The sequence below is a fragment of the Streptomyces sp. NPDC005878 genome, from assembly GCF_040629815.1.
Lineage (GTDB): Bacteria > Actinomycetota > Actinomycetes > Streptomycetales > Streptomycetaceae > Streptomyces.
This window is the reverse complement of record NZ_JBEXWK010000002.1, coordinates 388,422-399,786: the sequence shown is the minus strand read 5'-3', so window position 1 is coordinate 399,786 and position 11,365 is coordinate 388,422. Positions and strand designations below refer to the sequence as shown.

The following is an 11,365-nucleotide window of genomic DNA, read 5'->3' as shown; positions in this document are numbered from 1 at the left end:
GTTCCATCCCTCAAGGCCTGTAACAGGGTAGACATCCGAACACCCGGGCCAACAGCCCCTACCCGGACGCGCGTTGGGTGAGCCGGACCACGCGGGCGGGACGCCGCCGGCCGGTCAACCGGCCCGGCGCCGGTCGCGCGCGACGAACTCCCAGGTGGGCTCGGCTGCGGATGCGGCGGCGGGGGTGGCTGCGGCGGCGTCGGCTGCGGGCATGACGGTGGCGTTCAAGTGTCGCTCCCCTGAGAGGTGTTCGGGATCGGAGTGAGGGGTGGGGGTGGGTGACGTAACGACGGCGGCTCGCGACGCGGACCTGAGAATACCAACCGGAGGGTCTACTTCACTAGCGGAGACGCACGGAAACTGAGCACCGAAATGCCATGCATGACCACATAAGGGGATGTTCTCTCTTCAACAAAACCAGCAGAGGGGTCGGATATTCACTCGGCCACGGGCAGCGCGGCCAGCACGTCCGGAGGGAGGGGATACCGCGCGGCGAGGGCGGCGATGATCTGATGGGCCACGTCCCGATCGGCCTCCGGATCGGCCACTTCCGCCCCCGGCCCTGCCTCGCCGCCCGCGAGGAGCGCGCGCAGGTCGTCCCGTACGGACTCCTCGCAGACCCCGTACGTCCGCGCGTCGGCGAGCTGCTCGTCGACATAACGGTGGACCCGTTCGAGGACGGCCTTGACGGACCCCCCGTCGAACTCGGCCTTCACGGCGACCCCGCCGGCGCCTCCCCGCCCGTCGTCGGGCGCCGCCAACAGGGCGACCACGGCGTCCCTCACGTCGAGACGGGTGAGAAAGACACTGACGACGGTCATCGCTGCTGCTCCTTGCCGATGGGGGCACATGTGACGGCGCGCGGGACGGGGCGCCGGGCCTGGACCGTGTGTATCGCATCCGGCTATAGGGACACTTGCCCGGGCAGGCGGCGACCCGGTACGGCGGTGGGCCCGAGTCCCCGGACTACGCCCTGATCTCACCCATGAGCATGCGGAGGGTCAGAGAGTGCTTCTCGGGCGGCAGGGCGTCCATGACCCCTTGCGCGTATGCCAGACCCCGGCTCGGTCGCGCCGGACCGGGCCAGCATCAAACCCCTGTGGAGTTCGAGGTGGGTGGCGAAGCGAGGGAGCGTCGGCGGGAGCTCCCGGCGCGCCTCCTCCTGGGCCTCCACCGCTCCCCTCTCATCGCCGAGCCGAGCCAGCAGCAGAGACCGGAACACGTTCAATCGCCAATAGGGAACGCCGTAGTCGGAGTTTGTTCGTACGACCCCGTCCTGTCGAAGAGATGCCTGCCCCGCGTGTCCAACTCGATGGCTGTCACATGGTCCCCTCGGATGGCCGCCGTATGCGCCTTCCCGTAGACGGCGTTCAGCAGTCCCAAGGATGGTCGTTCCGAGATGGCCATGGCTTGATCAGTGATCACATCAGCCACCGGCAGAGACGCCCCCTCGTAGCCCAGGGCAATCGCAGCCCGGCCACGCACCCAAACCTGTACCGACTCGTCCCCCGACTCGTCGGCAGCCTTGGCCGCCATGCGGTACCAGTGGACGGCCTTGGAGCCGTCCGAGCCGGGGAACGTCTTGGCGTACAACGCCATGAGCCGTGAGGCCACCGACCAGAGGCGGGGGTTGTCGAGTTGCTGCTGTACCACCACCAGCTCTCCGGATGCAGAAGCCCAGGTTCTCGAGGCCCCGAAGGAAGATCACATCGGAACGCTGATTGTCCGCGCGGCAGTGAGCTGAACGGAAGAAGAGCAAGGACACCCCCGGCCCGATGGGGCCGGGTCGTTTTTGTTGGCCTGCTGAAGCAGAGCGAGGAAGAGGGTCCCGGGTCTGACCAGGAGACTCGCTCACTTGTTGGTCACGTGGCTGGTCACGCCGTACCCCAGAAACGCAGAAAACCCCAGGTCAACTGGGGTTTTCGCTGGTGTCCGAGGGGGGACTTGAACCCCCACGCCCGATAAAGGGCACTAGCACCTCAAGCTAGCGCGTCTGCCATTCCGCCACCCGGACAAGGTGTCTGTCTCGCGGGGTCGTGCCCCGCGGCGACAGAGATAACTCTACCAGGGGTTCGAGGTGGTGTTCACCCGCATATTGCGTGGTCAGGCGAGTGGTGGACCTTGGCTTGGGTGGGGTGTCGGGGGGGCCGGGCGGTGGTCGGTGGGGTGGGGGCCGAGCGTGGTTCTCCGGGTGCTCAGCGTGACCCGCCTCGGCGCCGGACCGGGGCCATGCGGGTGCCCGTACGCCATCGGCGGGCGTCGGTCGGGGGTGGCCGGGGGGTGCGGGCCTAGCCTCGGGGGGTGGGTTCTGACGGGCGGTATCGGCGGCCCCGGATGCTCTCCCCGTTGCGGGAGCATCTGCGGGACACCTTCTGGTTCGCGCCCAGCGCCGCGCTGGCGCTGATGTGTGTGCTGTGGCGGCTGGCGTACTGGCTGGACACGGCGGTCGTCGACGAACTCCAGGAGGGGGGCGAGTACGACGCGGTCGGTGATCTGATCGGTGTCGTCGACGATCTGAAGACCGTGATCACCACCGTCAGCTCGGCCATGATGACCTTCATCGGCGTGGTCTTCAGCATCTCGCTGGTCGCCGTGCAGATGGCGAGCGGACAGTTCACCCCCCGCGTGGTGCGGATCTTCGTACGGTCGCGGATCACCAAGCTGACCTTCGCCGTCTTCCTGGCCACCTTCGCGCTGTCGCTGCTGGTGCTCACCTCGTACAGCGGGGAGACCGATCCCCGGCTCGTGGAGAGCGTCCCCTTCACGCAGAGCCTGCTCACGATCGCCATGGTCACGCTGAGTCTGCTGCTCTTCATCGCGTACGTGAACACCACCCTGCGGCTGATGCGCGTCGGCCATGTCGTCGACCGGATCACCGCCGAGGCGTTCCGGGTGGTGCACAAGATGCCCCGGGGAGCGATGGGCGGGGAGCCGCTGCCGGGAGAGAGCGGGCGGGTGGGGCACAGCGGGCGGGCCGGTGTGCTGCGGGACGTGAATATCGCGCGGCTGGTGCGCGCGGCCCGGCGGCAGGGCGTCGTGCTGCGGCTGATCCCCCGGATCGGGGACTTCGTGGTGCCGGGCACGCCGGTACTGGCGGTGCACGGGGGGCGGGCGCCGTCGCGCGGGGCGCTCGGGTACACCGTGTCGGTGGGGGTGGAGCGCACGTTCCACCAGGACCTCGCCTTCGGGCTGCGGCAGCTCTGCGACATCGCGCTGCGGGCCCTCTCCCCCGCCGTCAACGATCCGACCACCGCCGTGCAGTGCCTCGACCGGATCGTGCAGTTGCTCGCCGAGCTCGCCCACCGGCCGCTCGGCGCCGTGGGACACCGTGACCGCCAGGGCGTCGTCCGGCTGGTGCAGCCGGTCCCGTCCTGGGAGAACCTCGTCGACCTGGGCTTCACCGAGATCCGGGCGTACGCCGTCGGCAGCCCGCAGGTCACCCGGCGGATCGTGGCGGCCCTCGACGAACTGCTGGCGCTGGCTCCCGAGCAGCGGCGCCCGCCCCTCGTACGGCACCGCGCCCTGCTTGTCCACGCCGTGGAACGCGGTGTTCCGGAGGCGGCGGAGCGGGCTTTCGCCCTGGAGGCGGACCGGCAGGGGATCGGGTAGCCCGCCCCGTGGCCCCGTAGCCTCCTCCCCCGTTACGGGGGACGGGCCGGCCCGCTTCGCGTCAGCCGGTCCGCTTCGCATCAGCCCTTCCGCTTTCCGGCCCCGCCGCGCCCCCGCCCCGAGTGGTTGACTGCGCGCATGAGAATTGGCGACACGGTCGACGACTTCAAGCTCCCCGACGAGACCGGCACCCCGCGCACCCTCTCCGGGCTCGCGGCCGACGGCCCCGTGGTGCTCTTCTTCTATCCGGCGGCCTTCACCCCGGGCTGCACCGCCGAGGCCTGCCACTTCCGTGACATCGCCGGTGAGTTGCGGGCGCTCGGAGCCCAGCCCGTGGGGATCAGCGCCGACGAGGTGGAGCGGCAGGCGGAGTTCGCGCGGAAGCACTCCTTCGGCTATCCCCTCCTCTCGGACGCCGACGGTGCCGTACGGGAGCTGTTCGGGGTCCGGCGGGGGCTCAGCATCGCCCCGACCAAGCGCGTCACCTTCGTCATCGACACGGATCTGCGGGTGCTGGAGATCGTCAGGAGCGAGCTCCGGATGAGCGTCCACGCCGACCGGGCACTCGCCGCCCTGCGCAAGCGTCGCGGCGCATAGAGGGGGCGCGGGACCGGAGCGGGCGGCGGGCCGGGGCTGCGCCTCGCCCCGCCGCCCGCGCCCAGGCCCTCACGGGCAGCGGATGACCTGCCCCGCGTACGACAGGTTGCCGCCGAAGCCGAAGAGCAGGACCGGGTCGCCGGTGGCGATCTCGCCGCGTTCCACCAGCTTGGACAGGGCCATCGGGATGCTCGCGGCCGAGGTGTTGCCGGAGTCGACGACATCGCGGGCGATCACCGCGTTGACCGCGCCGATCTTGCGGGCCACCGGCTCGATGATGCGGAGGTTGGCCTGGTGCAGGACGACGGCGGCCAGTTCCTCGGGGGTGACCCCGGCGCGCTCGCACACCCGGCGGGCGATCGGCGGCAGTTGGGTGGTGGCCCAGCGGTAGACGGCCTGGCCCTCCTGGGCGAAGACCGGCGGGGTGCCCTCGATCCGTACGGCATGGCCCATCTCGGGGACCGAGCCCCACAGCACCGGGCCGATCAGGTCCTCCCGCGACGCCTCCACCACGGCCGCGCCCGCGCCGTCGCCGACCAGGACGCACGTGGTGCGGTCGGTCCAGTCGGTGATCGCGGTCATCTTGTCCGCGCCGATGACCAGGGCCCGGGTGGACGAGCCGGCCCGGACGGCGTGGTCGGCGGTGGCCAGCGCGTGGGTGAAGCCCGCGCAGACGACGTTGAGGTCGAGGACGGCGGGCGCGCCCATGCCCAGGCGCGCGGCGACCCGGGCGGCGGTGTTCGGGGAGCGGTCCACGGCGGTCGAGGTGGCCACCAGGACCAGGTCGATGTCGGCGGGGGTCAGCCCGGCGGCGGCCAGTGCCTTGGCGCCGGCGTGCGCGGCCAGTTCGTCGACGGGCTCGTCCGGCCCGGCGACATGGCGGGTGCGGATGCCGACCCGGCTCCTGATCCATTCGTCGCTGGTCTCGACCATGGCGGCGAGCTCGTCGTTGGTGAGCACCTTGGCGGGCTGGTAGTGCCCGAGCGCGACGACGCGTGAGCCTCGCATGCCGGTCATGCCTCGGTTTCCCCTCGTAGAACATCAGGAGCCCACCAGTCTTCGTGGCTACCGACCGGTACAGGGGCAAGAGATCCCACAGGCTTCCCGGCGTGCCTTTGGAGCCTTGTGTCAGCTCCCGTGGGGCGCCCGCCTCCCGTCCGCCCGCCCGCCTGCCCGCCCGCCCGTCCGCCCGCGAAGGGCGCCGACCCGGGCACGTCGTGCGGACCGGCACGGGCACTGGCACCCGTCACCCGGCGCCCGTCGGAGCCCGCACTCCCCGTGCAGGACAATGAGGGCGTCGGGAACGAGGTGGTCGGGGCCGCCTCACCGCAGGACGGCCGGTGGCCCGCGGGCAGCCTCTGCCTCACGGGCCGCTCCCGCCGGCCCCCCGCACCTACCCAGTGCCGGTCCGTCACGGAAGCCGGCCGGAAACGAAGGAATCGCGTCATGGGACGGGTCACCGAGCGCCGCCGCGTCATCCGCATCCGGGACGGGGCCGTCTCCGCCCGCCCGGACACGCTGGTGGCCGAGGAGCCACTGGAGATCCGGCTGAACGGACGGCCGCTCGCCATCACCATGCGCACCCCCGGCGACGACTTCGCGCTTGCGGCCGGGTTCCTGGTCAGCGAGGGGGTGCTCGCGGCGGCCGACGACGTGCAGTCGATCGTCTACTGCGCCGGGGCGACCGCCGACGGCGTCAACACGTACAACGTCGTGGACGTGAAGCTCTCCCCGGGCGTCGAGGTCCCCGACATCACGCTGGAGCGCAACGTGTACACCACGTCCTCGTGCGGGCTGTGCGGCAAGGCCAGCCTGGACGCCGTACGGACGCAGGCGCGCTTCCCGATCGCCGACACTCCCCCGGTCCGGGTGACGCCCGAGCTGCTCGCGAGCCTGCCCGACCGGCTGCGGGCCGCCCAGCGGGTCTTCGACCGGACCGGCGGCCTGCACGCCGCCGCGCTCTTCTCGCCGGACGGCGAGCTGCTCGACGTACGGGAGGACGTGGGGCGGCACAACGCGGTGGACAAGCTGGTGGGGCGGGCGCTCCAGGACGGGCGGCTGCCGCTGTCGCAGGCCGTGCTGCTGGTGTCGGGGCGGGCCTCGTTCGAGCTGGCGCAGAAGGCCGTGATGGCCGGGATACCGCTGCTCGCCGCCGTCTCGGCGCCCTCGTCGCTGGCCGTGGACCTGGCCGCCGAGACGGGTCTGACCCTGGTCGGCTTTCTGCGGGGCGCCTCCATGAACGTGTACGCGGGCGAGCACCGGATCGCCCTGGAGGTTCCGGCCGCACGGGACTGACGGGGCAGGCCACCGGGCGCGGGTGTACTCACGCACACCGACTGGCCGGCCGGAGCCGCGTCCACCCCGTCCGGCTGCCTCGTCCGCTCGGGCAACTCCGGCTACTCCGGCTCCTCCACGCCGATCCGCCGGAGCAGCGCCATCAGCTGCTCGCGCTCGGCCGCGCTCAGAGGCGCGAGAAGCGCGTCGTTGGCCTGCTCGGCCGCCGCCGCGCAGCGCGCCAGCATGGCCTCGCCCCCGGAGGTGACCGTCACCGCGTTCTTGCGGCGGTCGCGGGGGTCGGGCTCCCGTACGACGTACCCCTCGGCCTGGAGGTCGTTGAGGACGCCCACCAGGTCCTTGGGGTCGAGCGCGATCCGGCGCCCGAGTTCGGCCTGGGCGAGCGGGCCGTACTCGGAGACGGCCGCCAGCACGGCGTGGTGCCACATCTTGGCGCCCTCGCTCCCGATGGCCCGCGCCACCATGCTCCGGCCCCGGGCGGCCACCCGGCCCAGGACCCAGCTGGGCAGCGCCTGGATGCGCTGGAGGGCGGGGAGGGGGTCGGTGTTCTCGGCCATGGCGCCGACCCTACCCGTAAACCATTGGACTTCCCAACGGTTCTCCGATTACCGTTGGGGCCACCAACGAATTCCATTGGGAACCCCTACCTGCCGGGAGCATCCATGCGCCGAGTCCGCTTCGAGGTCCACGGCGGCCCCGAGGTCCTGTTCACCGAGGACGTGCGGGCCCCCGCGCCCGGCCCCGGCGAGCTGCTGGTCCGTACCGAGGCCATCGGCGTCACCCTGCCCGTCGTCCGCAAGGTGCGCGAGGGGAAGGAGCCGTTCCCGCTCGGCGGCGAGGTCGCGGGCACCGTGGCCGCGGTCGGCGAGGGGGTCACCGCCTTCGCCGCGGGCGACCGGGTGACGGGGCTCTGCTTCTCGCACGGGTACGCCGAACTGGCCGTCCTGCACGCGTCCATGACCTCCCACGTCCCCGGCCACGCCACGTCCGTCGAGGCCGTCGCGCTCGTCCGCAGCGGTCTGGTGGCCCGGGGCGCCTACGAGTCGGCGCGGCCACGGCCCGGTGAGTCGGTGCTGGTGACGGCGGCGGCGAGCGCGGTCGGGCAGCTCGCCCTCCAACTGGCCCGGGCGGGCGGCGCGAGCCGGGTCGTGGCGGCGGTGAGCTCGGCCGACAAGGCCGCTTTCGTACGGGACAAGGGCGCCGACGAGGTCGTGCTGTACGGCGACGCGTCCTGGGGCGAGCCGGTCGACGTCGTCCTCGACGGCGTGGGCGGCGAACTGCTCACCCCCGCGGTGAAGGCGCTCGCCCCGGGCGGCCGGCTGGTCGCCTTCGGCTCGGGCGGCGGCACGGTCGAGGTCTACGACCTGCTGGTCGGCGGGAAGTCGCTGATCGCTTTCCAGATGGCGATGCTCGCGCGCGACAGGCCCGAGCTGTACGCCGCCTGGCGCGAGGAGCTGTGGGAGCGGCACCGCGCGGGGAAGCTGCGCGCGGCCGTCCACGCCGCGTTCCCGCTGGAGGAGGCCGCCCGCGCCCATGAACTCATCGACGCGCGGCGCAACCTGGGCAAGGTGGTGCTCGTCACCGGCGGCGCGTGAGGGCGGCGGGCGGCGCCGCGCCCGGCGCGTCCGGTTCCCCCTCTTCCAGCGGGTCGCGGGCCCGGCGCCGGGCGATGACCGCGCAGATGATCAACTGCATCTGGTGGAAGAGCATCAGCGGCAGCGCCGCCAGGGCCGCCTGGCCGCCGAACAGGGCGCCCGCCATGGGCAGCCCGGCCGCGAGGCTCTTCTTCGACCCGGCGAACTGGATCGCGATCCGGTCGGCCCGGCCGAATCCGAGCCGGCTCGCCCCGTACCAGCTGAGCGTGAGCATCACGGCCAGGAACACCGCCTCGACCGCGAGCAGCGCGCCGAGGCGGGCCGGGCTGACCTGGTGCCAGATGCCGCGGACCATGCCCTCGCTGAACGCGGTGTGGACGACCAGCAGGATCGAGCCGCGGTCCACCAGACCCAGCACCCGGCGGTACCGGGCCAGGAAGCCCGCCAGCGGACCCCGCAGCAGTTGCCCGCAGGCGAACGGGACCAGGAGCTGGAGGGCGATCTTCAGTACCGAGTCCGCCGAGACGCCCCCCGCCCCTCCGCCCAGCAGCAGCGCCGCCAGCAGCGGGGTCACGACGATTCCCGCCAGGCTGGAGAAGGAGCCCGCGCAGATCGCCGCGGGCACGTTGCCGCGCGCGATCGAGGTGAAGGCGATGGAGGACTGGATGGTGGAGGGGACCAGGCACAGGAACAGCAGACCGCGGAAGAGGTCGGGGGTCAGCACCACCGGCACCAGGACCCGCGCGGCCAGGCCCAGCAGCGGGAAGAGCACGAACGTACAGGTCAGGACCGTCGCGTGCAGCCGCCAGTGGCGCAGGCCATCGAGCGCCTCGCGGGTGGAGAGCCGGGCCCCGTACAGGAAGAAGAGCAGGGCGACGGCCCCGGTCGAGGCGGCGCCCGCCACGTGCGCGGCGGAGCCGGAGACCGGGAACAGCGCGGCCAGGGCCACGGTGGCGATCAGCGACATGATGAACGGGTCGACCGGCAGCCAGGACGGCAGCCGGGGTGTGCGGCGGGTCATCTGCTCCACGGGATCTGTGCGGGGGCTGTACGGGGGGTTGTGCGGGGCTGTGCGCGGACTGGTGCTCGGCTCTGTGCGCGGGGCCGGGCGGTCAGGTGCCGCCCGGGCTCTCGTCCGGGCGAGGGGCGCGGCCGTACGGCCGCGGTGCCCTTCTGCGTACGACGAGGGCCGCGCCCCCGGCGGGCCCGCGACGACACCCGCCACCAGGGCGCCCGTCCGCGTACGGCCGGCTCCGCACCGGCCTTCTCCCGATCATTCACCCTTCACGACCCATCGGGAATCCCGTACACCGCTCTGACTGTCATCGCGTTCCGCGATAACCTGCCGCCGTGTACGAGCCGCACCAGCTCCGGACCTTTCTCGCCGTCGCGCAGACGCTGAGCTTCACCCAGGCCGCGCGGCGGCTGGGGCTGCGGCAGTCCACCGTCAGCCAGCACGTGCGGCGGCTGGAGGAGGCGACCGGGCGTCCGCTGTTCAGCCGGGACACCCACAGCGTCCGGCTCACCCAGGACGGCGAGGCCATGCTCGGCTTCGCCCGGACCATCCTGGCCGCGCACGAGCGGGCCGCCGCCTACTTCACCGGGACCCGGCTGCGCGGGCGGCTGCGGTTCGGCGCCTCCGAGGACTTCGTGCTCACCCGGCTCCCGGAGGTCCTGGAGTCCTTCCGCCGCGACCACCCGGAGGTCGACCTGGAGCTCACGGTCGAGCTGTCCGGCACCCTGCACCAGCGGCTGGAAGCGGGCCGTCTCGATCTGGTACTGGCCAAACGGCGCCCCGGGGACACCCACGGCGAGCGGGTCCGGCAGGACGCCCTCTGCTGGATCGGCGCGCCGGGGCTGCGCCTGGACCCGGGCCGGCCGGTGCCGCTGATCCTCTTCCCGCCGCCGGGCATCACCCGCGCCCGGGCCCTTGAGGTCCTGGAGGAGCACGGGCGGCCGTGGCGGATCGCCTGTACCAGCGGCAGCCTGAGCGGCCTCGTCGCGGCGGCCCGGGCGGGGCTCGGCGTGATGGCGCACACCCGGGGGCTGATCCCGCCCGGGCTCGTACCGCTGCCCGCGCGGGCGGGGCTGCCCGAGCTGGGGCCGGTGGACTTCGTCCTGCTGCACGGACGGCGCCGCCCCTCGGCGCAGGAGGCGGCGGACGCGCTCGCGGCGGCGATCCTGGCGAGCGGTCTCAGCCCGCGTACGTCAGCCGCTTGACCTGGCGCAGTAAAGGGGCGGTCTCGACGTGCCGGACGCCGTCCAGTGTGCCGAGTTTCTCGCTGAGGTAGGTGTAGAGCCCGGCGGCGTCCCGGCAGATGACGACGGCGACGAGGTTGGCCGGGCCCGAGGTGGCACCGGCGAAGGCCACCTCCGGGTGGGCGGCGAGGGCCGCGCCCACGGTGGCCAGCGCCGAGGGCGCCACCGTGATCCACAGCAGCGCCCGGCTGCGGAAGCCGAACCGGGTCGTGTCGAACTCGACGTCGACGAACACGGCCCCCCAGCGCAGCAGCTGGTCCAGGCGCCGCTTGACGGCGGACTCCGAACGCCCGGTGGCCTTCTGGAGCTCGGGATAGCCCGCCCGGCCGTTGCGGGCGAGTGCGGCGATCAGGGCCTCGTCCGACGCGTCGAGCCGGATCGGCCCGTCCGGGGGCCGCACCGGGTCGGGCATCAGCGCGGCCCGCTCCTCGGCCGTGAGCGCCGAGTCCTTGGTGAACCAGCCGAGCGGGCCGCCGTAGAAGCGGTGGAGCAGTTGGTGGGCGCCGATCTCGACGATGCTCGGGGTGCGCGGCAGCTTGCCGAGCAGCAGCGCCTCGTGGTCCTCGGGCCGGCGCGTCTCGGTCGTGCACACCACCTCGGTGCCGCCCGAGGTCAGCCCGATCCAGGCGGTGTCGGGGCGCCGGGCGAGCGCCGTCGCGATGGAGACCGAGGCGTCCGGGGTGCAGCGCAGCCGCAGCATCCAGCGGGTGTGGCCGAGGCGCTCGGTGTCGCGGGCTCCGACGAGGCGCAGCCCGCCCTCCGCGTACAGCCTGCGGTAGCGGCGGGCCACGGTCTGGTCGGAGACGCCGAGCACGGCGGCGATCCGGCTGAACGGGGCCCGGGCGTCCAGGACGAGCGCGCTCACCAGACGCTGGTCCAGTTCGTCGAACTCGGGTGAATCCATCGGTCGTCCCCCTTGCGATGTCGGATTCCTGCGTGCTGGGCGAACTGGGTGGAACTTCGGTCCGGCCGCGACCGATCGTACGGGACGACGAACGAGGAAAGCCGGA

The 11,365-nt window shown here is 72.7% G+C and carries 10 protein-coding genes, 1 tRNA gene and 1 pseudogene; 5 read left to right on the top strand and 7 right to left on the bottom strand.

Going from position 1 to position 11,365, the window contains the following annotated elements; translation table 11 throughout:
• Positions 1–437: 437 nt before the first annotated feature.
• The 3 genes and pseudogenes from ABZ404_RS05795 to ABZ404_RS05785 all read right to left on the bottom strand — a co-directional run bounded on the left by ABZ404_RS05795 (position 438) and on the right by ABZ404_RS05785 (position 2,014).
• On the bottom strand, positions 438–821 hold the full coding sequence (locus ABZ404_RS05795; protein ID WP_358834198.1) for a hypothetical protein: 384 nt from the start codon (positions 819–821) through the stop codon (positions 438–440).
• Positions 822–966: 145 nt separating this feature from the next.
• Positions 967–1,668, bottom strand: a pseudogene (locus ABZ404_RS05790) (XRE family transcriptional regulator); the annotation flags it as partial.
• A 258-nt stretch (positions 1,669–1,926) separates the two neighbouring features.
• A tRNA-Leu gene (locus ABZ404_RS05785) sits at positions 1,927–2,014 on the bottom strand.
• A gap of 320 nt (positions 2,015–2,334) precedes the next feature.
• Here ABZ404_RS05785 and ABZ404_RS05780 point away from each other — a divergent pair.
• Positions 2,335–3,609: a DUF2254 domain-containing protein gene (locus tag ABZ404_RS05780; RefSeq protein ID WP_358834205.1), complete on the top strand. Its 1,275-nt coding sequence runs from the start codon at positions 2,335–2,337 to the stop codon at positions 3,607–3,609.
• Between the two features lie 138 nt (positions 3,610–3,747).
• Complete coding sequence (locus ABZ404_RS05775; protein ID WP_358834199.1) at positions 3,748–4,206, top strand: peroxiredoxin; 459 nt, start codon at positions 3,748–3,750, stop codon at positions 4,204–4,206.
• Positions 4,207–4,275: 69 nt separating this feature from the next.
• Here ABZ404_RS05775 and ABZ404_RS05770 read toward each other — a convergent pair whose 3' ends face one another.
• Positions 4,276–5,214, bottom strand: a complete 939-nt coding sequence (locus tag ABZ404_RS05770; RefSeq protein WP_358834206.1) for a beta-ketoacyl-ACP synthase III — start codon at positions 5,212–5,214, stop codon at positions 4,276–4,278.
• Between the two features lie 438 nt (positions 5,215–5,652).
• Here ABZ404_RS05770 and fdhD point away from each other — a divergent pair, with 438 nt between their 5' ends.
• Positions 5,653–6,501 carry a formate dehydrogenase accessory sulfurtransferase FdhD gene (fdhD, locus tag ABZ404_RS05765; RefSeq protein WP_358834200.1) on the top strand — a complete coding sequence of 283 codons (849 nt, stop codon included), beginning with the start codon at positions 5,653–5,655 and terminating at the stop codon, positions 6,499–6,501.
• A 101-nt stretch (positions 6,502–6,602) separates the two neighbouring features.
• On the opposite strand, the gene ABZ404_RS05760 is transcribed toward fdhD, so the two are convergent.
• The gene (locus tag ABZ404_RS05760) at positions 6,603–7,058 is read right to left on the bottom strand and encodes a MarR family transcriptional regulator (RefSeq protein ID WP_358834201.1); all 456 of its coding nucleotides are present in this window, start codon (positions 7,056–7,058) and stop codon (positions 6,603–6,605) included.
• Between the two features lie 105 nt (positions 7,059–7,163).
• On the opposite strand from ABZ404_RS05760, the gene ABZ404_RS05755 reads away from it, so the two are divergent.
• On the top strand, positions 7,164–8,096 hold the full coding sequence (locus ABZ404_RS05755; RefSeq protein WP_358834202.1) for a zinc-binding dehydrogenase: 933 nt from the start codon (positions 7,164–7,166) through the stop codon (positions 8,094–8,096).
• Here the strand turns inward: ABZ404_RS05755 and ABZ404_RS05750 are convergent.
• Positions 8,080–9,117 (bottom strand): bile acid:sodium symporter family protein, encoded by a 1,038-nt coding sequence (locus tag ABZ404_RS05750; protein ID WP_358834203.1) that lies wholly within the window; start codon positions 9,115–9,117, stop codon positions 8,080–8,082. The genes ABZ404_RS05755 and ABZ404_RS05750 overlap by 17 nt on opposite strands.
• A 329-nt stretch (positions 9,118–9,446) precedes the next feature.
• On the opposite strand from ABZ404_RS05750, the gene ABZ404_RS05745 reads away from it, so the two are divergent.
• The gene (locus tag ABZ404_RS05745) at positions 9,447–10,316 is read left to right on the top strand and encodes a LysR substrate-binding domain-containing protein (protein ID WP_358835189.1); all 870 of its coding nucleotides are present in this window, start codon (positions 9,447–9,449) and stop codon (positions 10,314–10,316) included.
• Here ABZ404_RS05745 and ABZ404_RS05740 read toward each other — a convergent pair.
• Entirely contained in the window at positions 10,291–11,259 is a 969-nt protein-coding gene (locus ABZ404_RS05740; protein WP_358835190.1) for an Lrp/AsnC family transcriptional regulator, read from the bottom strand. The genes ABZ404_RS05745 and ABZ404_RS05740 overlap by 26 nt on opposite strands.
• Positions 11,260–11,365 lie beyond the last annotated feature (106 nt).

Coding starts and splice junctions, on each gene's coding strand:
- ABZ404_RS05795 (WP_358834198.1), bottom strand. CDS start 821: ATGACCGTCGTCAGTGTCTTTCTCACCCGTCTCGACGTGAGGGACGCC.
- ABZ404_RS05780 (WP_358834205.1), top strand. CDS start 2,335: ATGCTCTCCCCGTTGCGGGAGCATCTGCGGGACACCTTCTGGTTCGCG.
- ABZ404_RS05775 (WP_358834199.1), top strand. CDS start 3,748: ATGAGAATTGGCGACACGGTCGACGACTTCAAGCTCCCCGACGAGACC.
- ABZ404_RS05770 (WP_358834206.1), bottom strand. CDS start 5,214: ATGCGAGGCTCACGCGTCGTCGCGCTCGGGCACTACCAGCCCGCCAAG.
- fdhD (WP_358834200.1), top strand. CDS start 5,653: ATGGGACGGGTCACCGAGCGCCGCCGCGTCATCCGCATCCGGGACGGG.
- ABZ404_RS05760 (WP_358834201.1), bottom strand. CDS start 7,058: ATGGCCGAGAACACCGACCCCCTCCCCGCCCTCCAGCGCATCCAGGCG.
- ABZ404_RS05755 (WP_358834202.1), top strand. CDS start 7,164: ATGCGCCGAGTCCGCTTCGAGGTCCACGGCGGCCCCGAGGTCCTGTTC.
- ABZ404_RS05750 (WP_358834203.1), bottom strand. CDS start 9,117: ATGACCCGCCGCACACCCCGGCTGCCGTCCTGGCTGCCGGTCGACCCG.
- ABZ404_RS05740 (WP_358835190.1), bottom strand. CDS start 11,259: ATGGATTCACCCGAGTTCGACGAACTGGACCAGCGTCTGGTGAGCGCG.